The sequence below is a fragment of the Ruegeria sp. BHSA123 genome, from assembly GCF_059613425.1.
The window spans coordinates 1-16040 of the sequence record NZ_JBXWSL010000032.1 but is presented as its reverse complement, the minus strand read 5'-3'; the positions used below and the strand labels follow the sequence as shown (position 1 = coordinate 16040).

The 16040-nt window shown below is 59.0% G+C and carries 18 protein-coding genes; 2 read left to right on the top strand and 16 right to left on the bottom strand.

Features of this window, described 5'->3' with window-relative positions; translation table 11 throughout:
• Window positions 1-13 precede the first annotated feature (13 nt).
• The 12 genes from tilS to ruvC form a co-directional block, all read right to left on the bottom strand.
• The gene (gene tilS, locus AC2FNC_RS14545) at window positions 14-1273 is read right to left on the bottom strand and encodes a tRNA lysidine(34) synthetase TilS (protein WP_480473727.1); all 1260 of its coding nucleotides are present in this window, start codon (window positions 1271-1273) and stop codon (window positions 14-16) included.
• Window positions 1264-2088 (bottom strand): tol-pal system protein YbgF, encoded by an 825-nt coding sequence (gene ybgF, locus AC2FNC_RS14540; RefSeq protein WP_480476809.1) that lies wholly within the window; start codon window positions 2086-2088, stop codon window positions 1264-1266. Before ybgF ends, tilS begins: the two co-directional genes overlap by 10 nt.
• 4 nt (window positions 2089-2092) lie before the next feature.
• On the bottom strand, window positions 2093-2599 hold the full coding sequence (gene pal, locus AC2FNC_RS14535; RefSeq protein WP_480518818.1) for a peptidoglycan-associated lipoprotein Pal: 507 nt from the start codon (window positions 2597-2599) through the stop codon (window positions 2093-2095).
• A 72-nt stretch (window positions 2600-2671) separates the two neighbouring features.
• A complete protein-coding gene (tolB, locus tag AC2FNC_RS14530; RefSeq protein WP_480473729.1) occupies window positions 2672-3991 on the bottom strand; it encodes a Tol-Pal system beta propeller repeat protein TolB in 1320 nt (439 codons plus the stop codon).
• On the bottom strand, window positions 3988-5091 hold the full coding sequence (tolA, locus tag AC2FNC_RS14525) for a cell envelope integrity protein TolA (protein WP_480624078.1): 1104 nt from the start codon (window positions 5089-5091) through the stop codon (window positions 3988-3990). Before tolA ends, tolB begins: the two co-directional genes overlap by 4 nt.
• Before the next feature lie 9 nt (window positions 5092-5100).
• Entirely contained in the window at window positions 5101-5577 is a 477-nt protein-coding gene (tolR, locus tag AC2FNC_RS14520) for a protein TolR (RefSeq protein ID WP_480473731.1), read from the bottom strand.
• A 2-nt stretch (window positions 5578-5579) separates the two neighbouring features.
• The gene (tolQ, locus tag AC2FNC_RS14515; protein ID WP_209505518.1) at window positions 5580-6275 is read right to left on the bottom strand and encodes a protein TolQ; all 696 of its coding nucleotides are present in this window, start codon (window positions 6273-6275) and stop codon (window positions 5580-5582) included.
• A 109-nt stretch (window positions 6276-6384) separates the two neighbouring features.
• Complete coding sequence (gene ybgC, locus AC2FNC_RS14510; protein WP_480518814.1) at window positions 6385-6768, bottom strand: tol-pal system-associated acyl-CoA thioesterase; 384 nt, start codon at window positions 6766-6768, stop codon at window positions 6385-6387.
• Window positions 6765-7388, bottom strand: a complete 624-nt coding sequence (locus AC2FNC_RS14505; protein WP_496715699.1) for a hypothetical protein — start codon at window positions 7386-7388, stop codon at window positions 6765-6767. The genes ybgC and AC2FNC_RS14505 overlap by 4 nt, the downstream gene beginning before the upstream one ends.
• A gap of 65 nt (window positions 7389-7453) precedes the next feature.
• Window positions 7454-8473 (bottom strand): Holliday junction branch migration DNA helicase RuvB, encoded by a 1020-nt coding sequence (ruvB, locus tag AC2FNC_RS14500; protein WP_480605015.1) that lies wholly within the window; start codon window positions 8471-8473, stop codon window positions 7454-7456.
• 4 nt (window positions 8474-8477) lie between these two features.
• The gene (ruvA, locus tag AC2FNC_RS14495; RefSeq protein ID WP_480483973.1) at window positions 8478-9155 is read right to left on the bottom strand and encodes a Holliday junction branch migration protein RuvA; all 678 of its coding nucleotides are present in this window, start codon (window positions 9153-9155) and stop codon (window positions 8478-8480) included.
• Window positions 9152-9649, bottom strand: coding sequence for a crossover junction endodeoxyribonuclease RuvC (ruvC, locus tag AC2FNC_RS14490; RefSeq protein WP_480483974.1), 498 nt, complete (start codon window positions 9647-9649; stop codon window positions 9152-9154). The genes ruvA and ruvC overlap by 4 nt, the downstream gene beginning before the upstream one ends.
• A 333-nt stretch (window positions 9650-9982) precedes the next feature.
• Here ruvC and AC2FNC_RS14485 point away from each other — a divergent pair, with 333 nt between their 5' ends.
• Window positions 9983-10198, top strand: coding sequence for a DUF1127 domain-containing protein (locus AC2FNC_RS14485; RefSeq protein WP_480483975.1), 216 nt, complete (start codon window positions 9983-9985; stop codon window positions 10196-10198).
• A gap of 107 nt (window positions 10199-10305) precedes the next feature.
• Here AC2FNC_RS14485 and AC2FNC_RS14480 read toward each other — a convergent pair whose 3' ends face one another.
• The 4 genes from AC2FNC_RS14480 to AC2FNC_RS14465 form a co-directional block, all read right to left on the bottom strand.
• On the bottom strand, window positions 10306-10662 hold the full coding sequence (locus AC2FNC_RS14480; RefSeq protein WP_480483976.1) for a hypothetical protein: 357 nt from the start codon (window positions 10660-10662) through the stop codon (window positions 10306-10308).
• A gap of 89 nt (window positions 10663-10751) precedes the next feature.
• Window positions 10752-11630, bottom strand: a complete 879-nt coding sequence (locus AC2FNC_RS14475) for a 50S ribosomal protein L11 methyltransferase (RefSeq protein WP_496715698.1) — start codon at window positions 11628-11630, stop codon at window positions 10752-10754.
• Between the two features lie 66 nt (window positions 11631-11696).
• Window positions 11697-12929: an MFS transporter gene (locus tag AC2FNC_RS14470; RefSeq protein WP_480473741.1), complete on the bottom strand. Its 1233-nt coding sequence runs from the start codon at window positions 12927-12929 to the stop codon at window positions 11697-11699.
• An 85-nt stretch (window positions 12930-13014) separates the two neighbouring features.
• Window positions 13015-15210, bottom strand: a complete 2196-nt coding sequence (locus tag AC2FNC_RS14465; protein WP_496715697.1) for a primosomal protein N' — start codon at window positions 15208-15210, stop codon at window positions 13015-13017.
• An 88-nt stretch (window positions 15211-15298) separates the two neighbouring features.
• On the opposite strand from AC2FNC_RS14465, the gene fsa reads away from it, so the two are divergent.
• A complete protein-coding gene (gene fsa / locus AC2FNC_RS14460; protein WP_209505487.1) occupies window positions 15299-15952 on the top strand; it encodes a fructose-6-phosphate aldolase in 654 nt (217 codons plus the stop codon).
• Window positions 15953-16040: the final 88 nt, after the last annotated feature.

Genomic DNA, 16040 nt, shown 5'->3' with positions numbered 1-16040 from the left:
GATTGTCGTATGTTCAATGCGATAAAAAAGATGTGTGGAACTCGGGCCAATCTGACGCAAGACTGGCATGCCAACCATTCGCGAGACCCGCAAGCGGGGCGGCCAGCACCCTATCCGCATTCCAAACCGCAGGCGTCGCTGTCAAAGCTATCCTGGGACGCCCGGTTGCCCGCCACTCGGGCACCTGTTGCAACCCCTCACCCCCCAAAGCACGGATTTCTGCGCCCATTGTTGCCGGTCCGCTCAGCCGCCATTTGCCATCCCACACAGCACCGGGTGCAGCCAACTGAGATTTCACGGCATTAAATTCCCTGCAAATCCAAACACTCCCGCCGTGTGGAACAATAAGACAACCGCCCACTGACGCCGATTGCCCATTCGCAACTGCATCCATCGCCCGATCCACTGCCGCCTGACGCGGGGGATAACCCGACCCGGCAACCCACGAGAGGATTCCCAGCAGGACACGGCGCCGAATCTCAAGGGGCAACGCGGCAAATCCGGCCCGGTTCACCCTCACGTCACTTTGATCCACTTGCGCCACGGACCGTGCGGATTCTTGCGCACAGATGCCAAGTGCCGTGTGTGCCTGCGCCAGATTGTCAGCCACGCGGGACAATGAAAGCGCATCAATTCCCAAAGGTTCTAGACCACCCAAAGCTTCGCGCGCCTTGATCCGATCGAAACGGGCATCCTGATTCGAAGGGTCGTCCACCCATGCCACGCCAGCCCCAGTCAGATAGGTGCGCAGCTGTTCACGGGCAATCCCCAGCATCGGGCGCAGTATCGTCAGCCCCCGCTGTTTCCGAATAGCCGCCATTCCGGACAGGCCCGTGACCCCGGATGATCGGCCCAACCGCATCAACAGTGTTTCCGCCTGATCATCTGCGGTGTGGCCCAGCGCAATGGCATCGATTCCGCGGCCCTTTGCCCATTCGGATAACAAATCATACCGCGCCTGACGTGCGCGGTCCTGCAAGTTGCCGGTACCGTCCCATCCCGACCAACGCAGCGTGTCATGAGGCATCCCCAACGCAGCCGCCTGCAGGGATACCGTTTCGGCCTCGCGCGCGGATTCGGGGCGCAACCCGTGGTCGACCGTGGCAACGAAAAGGGTGATAGCCTCATCCTGCGCCACATGATGCAAAAGGTGCATTAAGGCGACAGAATCGCCGCCTCCCGAAACTGCAATACCCAACTTGCGCGGAAGTGTTTCGGGTAGCCGGGCGCGAAGGTCTGCAAGTAGTTTGCTGGAGTGATGGTTCAAGTACATCCCAACGCGGTCATCTCCTGCGTGGCGTTCGAAAACTCTGGCGCAGAAGGAAAGCGTACTCCGACCTCATTAAGAGTGATGCAGGCCTGATCAGTCTGTCCCAAACGGCCAAGCGCCGCACCCAGTTCGTACAACGCCTCGGGTGCAAATGCGCCCTCGGAATCACCCGTGAAGCTGGCCAGGAATGCTCGGGCCGCTTCGCGCGTGTCGCCAATCCCTTCAAGGGCATGACCGCGTTTCAGGTTGGCTTCGGGCGCCAGCGGACTGCCGGGATAGCTTGTTTCAAACTGCGCAAACAACGTGGCAGCAGTCTGGAAATCGCCATCGGCCAACGCTTGCGAGGCTGCATCAAAATCAGCACGTTCACCTATGGCCAGTTCACCATGATCGGTCGCCGTTGGCGTTTCGATACTTGTTGGCCCGGTGATCACAGCGGCCGTGTCACCACCCAATGTCGAGGTCTCACCCAATGTCGTCAAATCGCCGCCTTCCAGTTCGACCAGCCGGAACTCAAGGTCACCGATTCGGTTGGTGCCGTCAGTGACAATGTTCTGCACCCGCTGGTTCAACTGCTCGGTTTGGCGGGTCAGGCGCTGCAATTCCGCTTCGATCGCGACAACGCGTTCTTGGACCGAACTGCCGGACAGGTTCGGTGCAGGTGAACCCGTGGTAGAAAACTCGCGTTTCAAACGCTGAATTTCCACATGTAGCACCGTTAGTTCCTGACGGATATCTGCAAGAGTTTGCTGATCCTGTGCCTGTGCAACACCAGCCGTCGCCACAACCGCCGCCAAAACCCATCCTGCAATGCGCATCATCTTACCCCAGAGTTGACCCGGTCAGAACCGTTACCGCACGGCGGTTCTTGGAATAACATTCCTCGGTGCTGCAAATCTCGATCGGGCGTTCCTTGCCATAGCTCACGGTATTCAGGCGGCTGCCCGCAACTCCGCGTGAAATCAAGTATTCTCGTGCCTCATTAGCGCGTTTGGCACCCAAACCAAGGTTGTATTCCCGTGTGCCCTGCTCATCCGCGTGGCCTTCAATCGTTGCGACAAAATCCGGATTGGCCAGCAACCAGTCTGCCTGCCCTTGCAGCACTGTTTGCGCCTCGGGCGACAAGGTCGACTGGTCAACGGCAAACAGGACACGGTCCCCGACCGTTTGCTGGAAATACGCGGGCGAGCGCGGATCACTCGGTGATCCGGGGACAATAGATCCAATGCCCCCGCTACCACCGCCGCCCAAGGCCGAGGGGTCATTACTTGTGCAGGCGGCGATCACACTCAGCGCGCCCAGCGCCAGAACTTTGCTCAATACGTTCATTTCAGGTGCCTCGTGTTATGTTTATTGCCGCCTGTCTACCACAGGGACGATTTGTTGTGAACTTTGCTGCGATCAATTCTGCAATGGGCCCCAGGAAGGATCGCTCCCCCCGTCCGGTGTACGTACCGGCCGCAGGTTCCTGCCCGAGATATCCACCGAGTAAAGCGATGCCCTACCGCTGGCCCCCTGCGTTTCGCGGGTGAACATGATGACCCGGCCATTGGGCGACCAGGTGGGGCCTTCATCCAGGAAAGACGCTGTCAGCAAACGTTCTTCTGATCCGTCGATGCGCATCACGCCGATATGGAACCGGCCCTGGTTCTGCTTGGTAAAGGCGATCAGGTCGCCTCGCGGCGACCAGACCGGCGTACCATAGCGACCCGCGCCAAAGCTGATCCGCGTGGCTTCGCCCCCGTTTGCTGCCATTACGTACAATTGCGGCGTGCCGGAGCGGTCGCTTTCAAAGACAATCCGGCCACCATCCGGCGAATAGCTGGGAGCCGTTTCAATTGCGGGCGTGTTGGTCAGGCGCGTACTTTGCCCCGAGGTGATATCCATTTTCCACAGGTCGGTATTGCCGCCCTGAATCAGCGAATAGACAATCGACCGGCCATCCGGCGAGAACCGTGGCGAAAAGCTCATGGTCCCGTCCTGCGTCTTCAGTTCCCGTGGTTTCGGGCGCCCGACTTCAGTCACGTAAATGCGCGGGCTGCCGCTTTCATAACTGGTATAAAGCAGCCGGTCACCGGTGGGTGAGAACCGGGGCGCCAGAACGATGGCGGCGCTGTCAGTCATGTACTGCACATTCGCGCCATCGTAATCCATGATCGCCAAACGCTTCAGGCGCTGGTCCTTCGGACCGCTTTCCGAAACAAAGGCAACGCGGCTGTCAAAATAACCGCCTTCACCTGTGATCCGGCTATAGACCTGATCGGCCACCTTATGCGCCATGCGCCGCCACCCGTCGGTGGTACCTGCCAGTTGAAGGCCATTGCCCAGTTCCTGGCCCGAAAACACATCCCACACCCGGAACCGGACCGTCAGTTTCTGACCGGACACATTGACAGCGCCCGTGATCAGGGCGTCAGCGTTGATCGCCTTCCAATCCGCAAACTGAACCGGAGCTTCGAAGCTGCTGACCCGGCTGATGAACGCATCCGAGGATATCTCGCGGAACAACCCGGTCCCGGTCAGGTCAGCCGCCACCACGCGCGAGATATCTTGCGCGAACTGAGCTGCGGCCGGGCCGTCCGGCACAAAATTCGGAACGGCAAAGGGCAAGGGTTCGATAATCCCCTCATCCAGTTCCAGACGCAAAGGCCCGCTCTGTGCATAAACCGGCGCAGACATCAATGTCAGGCCGACAAAGAGGCTGGTCAGAAGCTTCATCATTTGATCCGCATCCTCTCGGGGTTAAATGTAATCTCAACATCCTGCCAATGTTCGTATTTGTCAGCAGGCAAATCATATCCTTTGGCCCCGCAGCGCAAAATTGCACGTCGCGCAGCCTCGTAGGCCTGTTTAACGGCTCCCGCCGAGCCGCCAGAGCTGTCCAGCATCCGAACGCTGCCGCCGACGACCGTACCATCACGGTTCAACGAAAACGCGACAACAACCACAGTGTTCAGCGCATCTGTGGACAAGGAACCCACATTCCAACATCCAGAGACGGCCAGTCGCATCGCGTCTTTCTCTCCGCTGGTCAGCGGTGGACCAGAAGGTTCGGACCCGCTGCCCAAGGCTTCGGCCAGGGCGTCGTTAATTGCCGTTTCATCGGTTTGTTTTTCAGGTTCCGGGGTCGCTTCAGGCGTTTTGGCCACAGCGGGTTCGGATGGCGGCCTTGGCCGGTTTGGGCGCACGCGCGGCCGCGGAGATGTCAGGGGCGACTGTTCCTTGGTTTCCTCGGCCTCGGTCACAATCTCCGGGGCTGCCTCTTGCGGCGCGGTCTGATCCTGCTGTTCCTGCTGAACTTCTGCGCCTTCATCCAGGGATACCGGCGGCGTTTCAAAATCATCAGGTTTTGCCTCGGGCGGTGGCGGAGCTATTGCCTCGGGCGCGACGCGATCCGAGGGGCGCGGCTGTGCCTCCGGACCAGGCGGCGCAGGCTGTGCAACAGGCTCGACCTGAGGTTCCGTCAGAACCGGAGGCTCGTCAGGAACCTCGGGTTCTGGCGGCGCTTCCACGATGACAGGCTCTGGCTCTGGTTCTGGTTCAGCCGGTGCAACAGGTTCAGGGCGCGGCTGTTCGTCAATCACGGATTCCGGCGGTTTGGTCACAGCCTCCGGTTGGGGCGGTTGTTGCAACGCGGTCGGCACTTCGGGGACTTCCGGCGCATCCCGCTGGGCAGTCATCGCCGCGAATTGTTCAGCCGTGATCACTGAGACGTCCTGCACAGCCATCGGCAACGGTTCGGACCTGAAGGTGCCGCCGAACATCGCCCATCCGATCAGGCTGACATGCGCAATCGCTGAAATCTTGGTGCCGGTATCCACCGTGCGACCTCACTCTCCACCTTCATCCAGCGTCGGCCCACCGGTATCGGTCACAAGGCCAACGTTGGAAAAACCGCCCGCGTTCAGTGCACCCATGACCTGCATCACCTGTGCATAAGGGATTGCGCCATCGGCCCGCAGGAAAACCCGGTCGCTGCTCCGCTCTGCCGCAATGGCACGCAGCTTGCCAATCAACTCTTCGCGCAACACATCGGTGGTCTGGATCTGCACGCGGCCGTCTGCGGTCAGAGTCACGGTCAAAGGCTCTTCGTTGTCGCCGGGCAGCGCACTGGCCGCGGTCTTGGGCAGATCGACCGGAACACCAACCGTCAGCAATGGCGCGGCCACCATGAAGATGATCAGCAATACCAGCATGACATCCACGAAAGGGGTCACATTGATCTCGGCCATCGGCTGCGCGCGACCGCGACGCCGACCACGTCTGCGCCCATTGCCGCCCGAAGATTGCTGGATCGCAGCGCCCATCTTCAGCTGTCCAACTGGCGCGACAGGATGGTTGCGAATTCATCCGCAAAGGCTTCATAGCCGCCAACGATCCGGTCACTATCTGCGCTGAGTTTGTTGTAGAAAATCACCGCCGGGATCGCCGCCAAAAGGCCCAACCCTGTCGCCATCAACGCCTCGGCGATGCCGGGAGCCACCACAGCAAGGTTAGTGTTTTGCTGCTCGGCAATCTCGATGAACGCATTCATGATGCCCCAAACGGTGCCAAACAGCCCGATAAACGGAGCTGTGGAGCCAACAGTCGCCAGAATGGGAAGCCCTTTTTGCAAGGTTTCCGCCTCTTTCGCGATGGCGACATCCATCGACCGGTCGATACGCGCGGTTGCCCCGGCAATCAGCCCGCCATCATTGCGATGCGACCTGCGCCATTCGATCATGCCTGACGCAAAGATCTTTTCCGAACTGCCATCCGGCTGGGTTCCGATCTGCTCGAACAACTCATCCAACGGGTTGCCCGACCAGAAGCTTTCATCAAAAACCTGCGCCTCGCGTCGGGCCGCGCGATAGTTGATCAGCTTCTGAATGATGATCCCCCAGGACCAGATGGATGCGCCGGTAAGTACCAGCATCACCAGTTTGACGATAAAGGTCGCGCGGGCAAACAGCCCCCACATGGAGAAGTCGATCTCCTGCGCCAGCGCCAGCGTTTCAGCTTCCATGAACCTGCTCTTTGTTTTGCCTGATGGCCGTTCGTTTGGCCTTGTTTTGCCAAACGCTATCTCAGTTGGTCATGAAAAGCCAACAGAACCACCCACGGTCCGCAAATTGTTACATCAATGCGCGAATCTCTGCCGGCAAACGGATCGGCTTGCCTGCTTTATTGATGCAAACGGCCGTGACTGTTGCACGAAATATTTCGGTCTCACCGCGTCGGACAAGCTGTGCCATGGTCAGACGCACGCCCGAGATTTCGGTAACTTCGGTTTCGACAATCAATTCATCATCGAACCTTGCAGGCGCCAGATACTCGGCCTCAAGCCGCCGCACGACCCAAACAATGCCTTCTTCCCGCATGGCGTTCTGGTCATTGCCCAGATTACGCACCCAGTCCGAACGCGCGCGCTCGATATAGCGCAGGTAGTTCGCATGATAGACAACCCCACCCATGTCGGTGTCTTCATAATACACGCGGATGGGGTAGGTGTGTTTCATTGCAACGCCGCCAGACGGGCAAACAGCCTTAACGCGTGCGAGGCATCCTGTGCTGCCCGTGGCAAAACCGGATCATAGGCCGCCCGGATCAAGGACGCGATGTCGGGACGCAGGATCGTGGCCTCACCTGCAATTGCCAGTGGAGATTGATTGCGAAATGCAGTGTCCGACCAGAGCAAGATTGTCTGCACGACCTGATTGAGCGCAAGGGTTTCAGCCGGAATCTTCGACAATTCCTTGTCCATTCGCAGAAACACGAACGCCGCGCGGATCGCGCCATCTTCTGCGAACCGGAAAATGCGGTACTGGTTTGCATCTGCCGCGACCAGCCGTGCAACCAAAGGTTCCAGATCCGGGACCAGACGATCAAGGTCCGGTACTTCCAGCAGCTCCTGCCAGTCCCGGAAAAAGAAAACCATGCAATTCGCGCCAAGTTCAGGGTCCGTCTCGGCCATTTGGTGACCGGCCAGCGTGACAACAGCTTCAAAAGCCCCCTTTACGGTGGCTAGCGTCTCGTCTTCAACGCCGAAAACGATCGGAACAATAGGCCGTCCCCAGCGCGTAAACAGAAACTCGCCGCTTTCGCGTGTGAACAGCGCCTCAATTTCTTCCGGTGTCACCGCCAGCCCTTCATCTTTTTTAAAAATACTCTCGCCGAAAGGCATAAAATCTAAGTGCGCGGGCTTCAACCGAACAGATCGCTTTGCCGCTTGGGCACGGCCATCCCAAGATGCGTCCACGCCTTCTGCGCCAACATCCGCCCGCGCGGAGTACGCTGGATTAGCCCCTGTTGCAGCAAATAGGGCTCGATCACCTCCTCAAGCGAGTCGCGGCTTTCGGACAGCGCGGCGGACAGAGTTTCAATCCCCACTGGGCCGCCTGCGTAATTTTCGGCTATAAGCTTCAGATACCGCCGGTCCGCACCATCAAGACCCAGATTATCAACGCCCAGACGGGTCAAGGCACCATCGGCCAGGTCCCGTGTGATCCGCCCGTCCCCTTCGACAATTGCGAAATCCACAACGCGTCTCAGCAATCGCCCGGCGATACGCGGGGTTCCACGCGACCGGCGCGCGATTTCGCGCGCACCATCGTTATCCGCGGGCGCACCCAGTTTCCGCGCGTTCCGGGTGACGATTTCGTGCAACTCATCCACCGTGTAGAACTGAAGCCGGGTCGGGATACCAAACCGGTCACGCAAGGGCGTTGTCAGCAGGCCCATCCGTGTGGTGGCCCCCACCAGTGTGAATGGCTGCAGTTCGATCCGAACGGTGCGCGCAGCAGGACCTTCGCCGATAACAAGATCCAGCTCGAAATCTTCCATGGCCGGGTACAGCACTTCCTCCACAACTGGGTTGAGCCTGTGAATCTCGTCGATGAACAGCACGTCACGCGATTCAAGATTGGTCAGGATCGCCGCCAGATCCCCCGCCTTGGCCAGAACCGGGCCTGAGGTCATGCGGAAGTTCACTCCCAATTCACGCGCCATGATCTGCGCGAGGGTCGTTTTGCCCAACCCCGGAGGTCCATGAAACAAGGTGTGGTCCATCGCCTCGCCGCGTTGCCGGGCTGACTGGATAAAGATGCGCAAGTTGGCGCGCGCCTCAGCCTGACCAATGAATTCATCAAGCCCCTGAGGACGCAAGGCGCGGTCATTGTCTTCCGGCAGGGGCTCCGGGCGCAGGGTGGGATCAGCGTCAACCATTCACTTACCCTTTCGGAGCCAGCAGCCTGAGGGCCGCGCGGATCAGATCAGCCTCGTCCGCATCCGGCTGGCTTGCAGCCGCTTCAGCCACAGCGCCCGCCGCGTCGGACGGCCCATATCCAAGATTGGCCAGCGCCGACAACGCCCCGGCAGACGCGGCCGCAGCACCTGATGGCGGTTTCGACACACGTCTAGGTGCGGGCGTAGAATCATTCGGCTCAACAACCTCAAGTTCCGGGCCGTCCAGCGCCTGAGTAATCGTGCCACCCATGGCCATCACACCCGGCGCCTTGTCCTTGAGGTCCAACACGATCCGCTGGGCTGTTTTTGGCCCGACCCCCTTGGCCGCCTTTACCGCACCCCAGTCCCCCAGGGCAATTGCGCGGCTGACACCGTCGGGTCCCAATGCACTCAGGATCGCCAGCGACACCTTCGCGCCGACCCCCTGGACCGAGCACAGCAGGCGATGCCACTCTTTCTCGACAAGCGACAGAAACCCGTAAAGCTGCATCAGGTCTTCGCGGACAACCATGTCAGTGTAGATCGAGACCGCCTCGCCCACCCCCGGCAATGCCGCCAAGGTCCGGTCGGAACAATAGACAAGATAGCCGACGCCCCGGACATCGATCAGCACATGATCTGCCGCACGATAATCCAGCCGCCCTGTCAGTTTTCCGATCATGCCCGCACCTCTTTCACACGCGCCTGTTGCGTCTTTCCGTAATAGGCGTGGCAGATTGCAATCGCCAGTGCATCCGCCGCGTCGGCCCCTTTCGGAAAACAGCCCGGCAATTGCAGTTTGACCATGTGCATAACCTGCTCTTTCTCGGCATGACCCACGCCCACCACGGTCTTTTTGACCCGATTGGGTGCATATTCCCCCACCGGCAGACCGGCCTGTGCCAGCGTCAGCAACGCCACGCCACGCGCCTGCCCAAGCTTGAGGGTTCCGGCCCCGTCCTTGTTCACGAATGTCTGTTCGATAGCAGCCTGATCGGGCCTGTGATCCGCAATCACTTCGACAATCTGATTGTGCAGCGATAGCAACCGCTCGCCCAGATCGTCGCCATCCGATTTGCATAATCCATTGGCCACATGGCTCAGGCGGCTGCCATTTGATTCGATGACGCCCCATCCCAGGGTTCTAAGCCCCGGATCGATGCCCAGAATTCGCATGTTTTGCCTCGGCCTGCTCGGGTTGTGTGATCTTTTTTCAACGCCTAGCACGAAGCGTGAACATTTTCCAAGCGAATTGACCCCAGGGCTGAAAACGACACGCGTGTTTCAGGCGCGACTTCGGGCGCGTTTTGCGACCCAGTGAAGTCTGAATTCGACACTTTCTCAAAGGCTTTTTCACCAATTGTTTAAGGGGATTACAACTTCGTGAAGCCTTGCAGAAAACGCATAGGACACATGCAAAAACTGAACTTGTGCGAACGAAATGACGGCACTAGATGCCCCGCAGATCGCAGAAATGCAATGTGAACACTAACCAGAAGGAAACAGGATATGGCTGCACTGGACACAACCCGCGTCGCTACCACTGGCTCGTTCGGCCTTGTTGGCCGTATCGGCGCATTTTTCGTATCGGCCGTTAACGCCGCAGTTGAATGGAATGACGCCCGCGTAACCCGCAACGCGCTGACCGGTCTGACCGACCGCGAACTGGATGATATCGGCCTGTGCCGTGGTGACATCGACATCATTGCCGAAGGTCGCCGCTAAGAACCGACCCCAACACTTATATGCCCCTTCCTCCTCCCTTGAGGGGCACACAAAAACACCGCGCACCATAAGGGTACGCGGTGTTTTTTTTAATCCGAGGGAGCGGATTAGTAGAAAACTTTGTTCAACTGACTGGCGAGGGCTTGCGACACAGGATCGATTTGCATCACCCAGGCACCGGCTTTTTCGACTGGTGTGCCTTCGTTCAGGCTGTCGATCCGATATTGATAGCCGGTGGGACTAAGGTGGGACAAAAGAAATGCTTTGAAGGCGAAGAAACCCACAAGCGTAAGCAACAGCACCTTTGCTGGCACCGCCGAGCTCACCCGCTGCGGCCTCATCACAACCAGGCCATCCTTGCGCATCGTCGCACGATAGCCACGGCTCATCTTTTGGTGTTTCTTGTTCAGGCGATTTACGCGCTGATTGAACTCCAGTTGTTTACCCGTCATGGCAGCCTCCAAAAACCGCCCCCCTCGACTTCATTCAGAAAACGGTAAAAAGAGATTGCGACAAAAACGTGGCAAAAACCTATAAAACTCCTGCAAATAGCCTAATTCGCGCCCTGTTTGGTTAAAATTAGGGTCGTCCACTCACCAATCTCGGCCCTATAGGTCTGATTGAACCCGTTTTGTGAATAAACGGAAACCACGTCATCGGCCTGTTCGTTAAGGATTCCCGACAGGATCGCATGCCCACCTGGGCGGAGATTCGCTGCCATTTCGGGTGACAAGGCCACCAGAGGCCCTTTGAGGATATTGGCAAAGATCAGATCGTAGGGTGCGTGTGCCTTGAGGTCGGGATGATCGAAACCTGCGGCTTCAACACACCGAACCGCGCCGGACATACCGTTTGCCTTCAGGTTGGCTTCGGCCACTTCAACGGCCACTTCGTCGATATCGCTGGCAATGAAATCGCCATCCCATACCCGGGCTGCCGCCATGGCCAGAACGGCCGTGCCGCAACCGATATCCGCTACTTTCGAGGCACTGAATCCTTCATCCAACAACCGGTCCAGAGCTTTCAGACATCCCAGCGTGGTGCCATGATGCCCGGTACCAAAGGCCATTGCCGCCTCGATCAGCAGTGGAATGCGACCGTCGGGCAGCTTGTCGGCATCGTGGCTGCCATAGACAAAAAAGCGGCCCGCCTCAACCGGGGCAAGCTCTCGCCGCACATGGGCCACCCAATCGGTTTCAGGCAATTCCGACACAACAAAAGGTTTGGCTTCAAAGGCAACTGCCAGAACGGCCAGTGCGGCCTCGTCAGGGGCTTCGGTGAAATATCCACCCACTTCCCACAGGCCCGAGCCATCTTCGACCTCGAACACACCGACGCCAGTTGGTTCGGGCACCAGCCGCTCCATCGCTTCGCCCAGACCTTCGGCGGCTTTCTTACCTGTCAGCGTGGTCAGCGCAGTGAATGTGGGCATCCGGAACTCCTGTGTCAGTTGGCACTGCGCGTAGGACGGTGCGCCGCCAACGTCAAGCTTTGCGGCCTATTCCGCCGGGGCTGGCGCGTATTTGCTCAGGACGGTCTCATTGCCCGGTTCCGGGTGGCGTGGAACCAGCAGGGACAGCAGCAGAGAAACGACCGCCATCGCCGCCGCTAGGCCAAATACGGCGCCTGGCGACATGACCCAGAGCAAACCCAGCAACGCGGGCAAGAAAACCGCGGCGATATGGTTGATCGTGAACGCGACTGCGGCAGTTGGCGCAATATCCGCCGGATCGGCGATTTTCTGGAAATAGGTTTTCAGCGCCAGCGCCAGCGCAAACAGCACATGGTCGATGACATAGAGCGTCGCCGCCAACAGCACGCCCCAGCCAAACCAGTAGATGCCACCATAGGCTGCGAACACGATCGCCAGACCGGTGTATTCAAAGATCAACGTGCGCCGTTCGCCAAACTTGGCCACTGCTTTACCCAGCAACGGAGCAACCATCATGTTGATCATCAGGTTGATCAGATACAGGCTGGTCAGCTCATGCACTTCAAAGCCGAACTTCTCGACCATCATGAACCCGGCAAAGACGACAAAGATCTGTCGCCGCGCACCGGCCATGAATTGCAGCGCGTAATATAGCCAGTATCGACGGCGCAGGATCAGTTTCTTGGTTTGCGGTGTGGGGGCATCGAATTGCGGGAAGGCGAACAGGCAAAACAGGGCTAGCAAAGCTGTTGCACCGCCAGCAGCCATGAAGACAAAGTTATAGGACAGATCGAACCGCTCCCAGGTCAGAACGATCAGCCCGTAAACCACCATCGTTGCAGCCGAGCCCATTGCGACCAGCCATCCCAATATCTGCGGCGCGCGATCCTTGGGAAGCCATTGCAACTGAAGCGACTGGTTTACAGTCTCATAGTAATGAAACCCGATTGAACTGAACAAGGTCACGAACAGCAATCCGCCAAGGCTTGGGAACCAGGCCGTAAAAGCCGTTGCGACCCCAAGCATCATCAGCGAGATCATGGCCAGCACCTGCTCGCGAATGAAAATGATGACGGCAATCACGCCGACCGCCAGAAAGCCCGGAATCTCGCGCACCGTGTGTAGCAGGCCGATATCGGCCCCGTCGAAATTCGCTGCCTCAATGACGAAGTTGTTCAACAGCGCGCTCCACGCATTAAACGCGATGGGCATGGTCAAGGCCATCACAAACAGAAGCGTGACAGGACGACGCCAGAACGGAAGGCTCTGCGCCTCGGCAAGGGGCATAGGTTTCAGCATGAGAATCCTCTACGCCCATTTCCCAACTTTGGCGAGGGGGAAGCGACCGGCGCACAATGGCCCTGCGTTAATGCAGACGTCGCCGTCAGTAAAAGCTTTGTGGATCGATATCGACGGTCAGGCGGATATCGCCTTTCAGGCGTAACGGGGCAATCCAACGGGCGATAGCATCCTGGATTGGTGCGCCCTTGGGTGCCTTGACCAACAGGCGGACACGGTGACGTCCGCGAATACGGGCAATCGGCGCCGGGGCGGGGCCAAACACCTGTGCACCGATCTGGCGCAATGGACCGTCGTTGCGCGCCATGGCATTGCCGATGTCAAAGACCGGGCCGACCTCTGGCCCTGACAGAACAATCCCTGCCATACGTCCATAGGGTGGCACACCGGCCGCTTGCCGACCGGCGGCCTCGGCCTTCCAAAAGCCCTCTTCGTCACTCGACAGAATCGCCCGGATCACCGGATGTTCCGGCTGAAAAGTCTGTAACAGCGCCTGCCCCGGTTTTTCAGCCCGACCGGCACGCCCCGCAACCTGCCGCATCAACTGAAATGTTCGCTCGGCAGCCCTCAGGTCTGCGCCATGCAGACTTAGATCCGCGTCGATCACCCCCACCAATGTCAGCTTGGGAAAGTTGTGCCCCTTGGCCACCAGCTGCGTTCCGACAACGATATCGGCATCCCCGGCCGCAATCTCTTCGATCTTGGCCTTTAGTGCGCGGGCTGAGCCGAAAAGATCAGAACTTAGCATGGCAATTTTGGCCTCGGGGAAGGTCACCTCGGCCTCTTCGGCCAAACGCTCAATGCCCGGCCCCACCGGAGCCAGCTTGCCCTCGACCCCGCAGGAAGGACAGATCTCGGGCATCGGCTTGGTCTCGCCGCATTGGTGGCACATCAGGCGCTTCAGGAATCTGTGTTCGACCATGCGCGCGTCGCAATGGTCACAAGCGATCTGTTCCCCGCAGGCGCGGCACAGGGTTACAGGAGCATATCCCCGACGATTGATGAACAAAAGCGACTGCTCGCCTTTCTCGATCCGCTGCTGCACCGCTTGCCGCAAAGTCGGAGATATCCACGTTCCGGCCTGCATCTGTTCGGCCCGCATGTCGATGGGCTTCATCTCGGGCAACACTGCCGCCCCGAAACGCGAAGTCAGGTCGATCCGATCATATTTACCTGTCTCAGCATTTGCCCAGCTTTCCAGCGATGGGGTTGCGCTGGCCAGAATCACCCGCGCGCCGCAGATGGCCGACCGCAAGACCGCCATGTCACGCGCGCTGTAATGCACCCCGTCTTCCTGCTTGTACGAGGTGTCGTGTTCCTCATCCACCACGACCAGCCCCAGATCGCGAAATGGCAGAAACAGGGCTGACCGCGCGCCAACAACCAGTTGAGCTTCCCCCTGCCCGACCATCCGCCAGACCCGCCTGCGTTCAGTCATGGTCGCGCCCGAATGCCACTCGGCAGGGCGCGCGCCAAACCGCGCTTCAACCCGTGTCAGGAATTCTGCGGTCAGCGCAATTTCAGGCAAAAGGACAAGCGCCTGCCGCCCCATGCGCAGCGCTTCGGCCACGGCCTCCAGATAGACTTCGGTCTTGCCGGAACCCGTCACGCCTTTCAGCAGCGTCGTGCCGTAATTCCCCGTCCGTTGCCCGGCGCGAAGCTGCGCAACCGCACTTGCCTGATCTTCGGTCAGGTCCTTTCCCGGTAAATCGGGATCAAGATGCGGATACGGCAGGTCGCGCGGGCTGTCTTCTTCACGAACCGCGCCTTGCTTGACCAAGCCTTTGACAACGGACGAAGTTACCCCTGCCTGTTCCGCCAGTTCCTTTAACGTGAATGCCAACCCGCCATAGTCGCGCAACACGTCAAGTACACGGGTTCTGGCGTCGGTCATCCGGTCTGGCAGGGTGGCTCCCAAACGATAGATCTTGCGCATGGACGGCGGGTCGCCCAGCCCCGGCGCGCGGGTCGCCAGCCGCAGCATCGCGGGCATCGGTGTCAGAGTATAGTCGGCAACCTTGCCGAGGAATGCCCGCATTTCCTCGCGCATCGGTGCAACTTCCAGCACACGGATCACCGATCGCGCCTTGTTCAGATCGAAACCGCCCTGCCCCGGCCCCCAGACCACGCCCAACACCTTGCGCGGACCAAGTGGCACCTCGACAAACGCACCCAGAAAGCACCCTCCTTCGGGCGCTTTGTAATCCAACGTCCGGTCAAGCGGTTGCGTTGTCAGCACCGCAATCAGCTCTCCCTCGTCGAAAAATCCGTTAGCGCTCACAGCATATCCTTTGCAGGGGGTTCCAGCATGGCTCTCTTTGAGGTAAAGCCATCCGCGACCAAGGCCAACCCATCAAAGGACTGCCCTCATGAAATTCTTCGTAGACACTGCAGAGATTGACGCCATCGCTGAACTGAACGATCTGGGCATGGTGGACGGCGTGACCACCAACCCCTCGCTGATCCTGAAATCGGGCCGCGACATTCTGGAAGTGACCAAAGAGATCTGCGATCTGGTCGACGGTCCCGTTTCCGCCGAGGTTGTCGCGACCGAAGCTGACGACATGATCGCCGAAGGCCGCAAGCTGGCCAAGATTGCCCCGAATATCGCAGTGAAGGTTCCGCTGACATGGGCCGGTCTGAAAACCTGCAAGACGCTCAGCGATGAAGGACAGATGGTCAACGTCACCCTGTGCTTTTCGACCAATCAGGCGATTCTGGCTGCAAAAGCGGGTGCGACCTTCATCTCGCCCTTCATCGGTCGTCTGGACGATATCAACCTGGATGGCATGGATCTGATCGCCGACATCCGTCAGGTCTATGACAATTACGGATTCGAAACCGAAATTCTGGCCGCTTCAATCCGCACCGTGAACCACGTTACTGAAAGTGCCCGCATTGGTGCCGACGTCATCACCGCGCCGCCAGCCGTGATCAAGAAACTGGCCGATCACCCGCTGACTGACAAAGGTCTGGAAACATTTCTGGCAGACTGGGCCAAAACCGGTCAGAAAATCCTCTGATCTGGTGTGCAACCGCGCGGCGCTATCAGGCGCCGTGCCCGGCCCAACGGCCCAAAGCCTGATCTGCGATCAGGCGTGGCAGGCGGGA

What these genes read in the sequence shown, in the direction of transcription:
- ybgF (WP_480476809.1), bottom strand. Translation starts at nt 2,088, where the DNA reads ATGCGCATTGCAGGATGGGTTTTGGCGGCGGTTGTGGCGACGGCTGGT.
- tolQ (WP_209505518.1), bottom strand. Translation starts at nt 6,275, where the DNA reads ATGGAAGCTGAAACGCTGGCGCTGGCGCAGGAGATCGACTTCTCCATG.
- tolB (WP_480473729.1), bottom strand. Translation starts at nt 3,991, where the DNA reads ATGATGAAGCTTCTGACCAGCCTCTTTGTCGGCCTGACATTGATGTCT.
- tolR (WP_480473731.1), bottom strand. Translation starts at nt 5,577, where the DNA reads ATGGGCGCTGCGATCCAGCAATCTTCGGGCGGCAATGGGCGCAGACGT.
- AC2FNC_RS14470 (WP_480473741.1), bottom strand. Translation starts at nt 12,929, where the DNA reads ATGCTGAAACCTATGCCCCTTGCCGAGGCGCAGAGCCTTCCGTTCTGG.
- pal (WP_480518818.1), bottom strand. Translation starts at nt 2,599, where the DNA reads ATGAACGTATTGAGCAAAGTTCTGGCGCTGGGCGCGCTGAGTGTGATC.
- ruvA (WP_480483973.1), bottom strand. Translation starts at nt 9,155, where the DNA reads ATGATCGGAAAACTGACAGGGCGGCTGGATTATCGTGCGGCAGATCAT.
- tilS (WP_480473727.1), bottom strand. Translation starts at nt 1,273, where the DNA reads ATGTACTTGAACCATCACTCCAGCAAACTACTTGCAGACCTTCGCGCC.
- AC2FNC_RS14475 (WP_496715698.1), bottom strand. Translation starts at nt 11,630, where the DNA reads ATGCCCACATTCACTGCGCTGACCACGCTGACAGGTAAGAAAGCCGCC.
- ruvB (WP_480605015.1), bottom strand. Translation starts at nt 8,473, where the DNA reads ATGGTTGACGCTGATCCCACCCTGCGCCCGGAGCCCCTGCCGGAAGAC.
- fsa (WP_209505487.1), top strand. Translation starts at nt 15,299, where the DNA reads ATGAAATTCTTCGTAGACACTGCAGAGATTGACGCCATCGCTGAACTG.
- AC2FNC_RS14485 (WP_480483975.1), top strand. Translation starts at nt 9,983, where the DNA reads ATGGCTGCACTGGACACAACCCGCGTCGCTACCACTGGCTCGTTCGGC.
- ybgC (WP_480518814.1), bottom strand. Translation starts at nt 6,768, where the DNA reads ATGAAACACACCTACCCCATCCGCGTGTATTATGAAGACACCGACATG.
- ruvC (WP_480483974.1), bottom strand. Translation starts at nt 9,649, where the DNA reads ATGCGAATTCTGGGCATCGATCCGGGGCTTAGAACCCTGGGATGGGGC.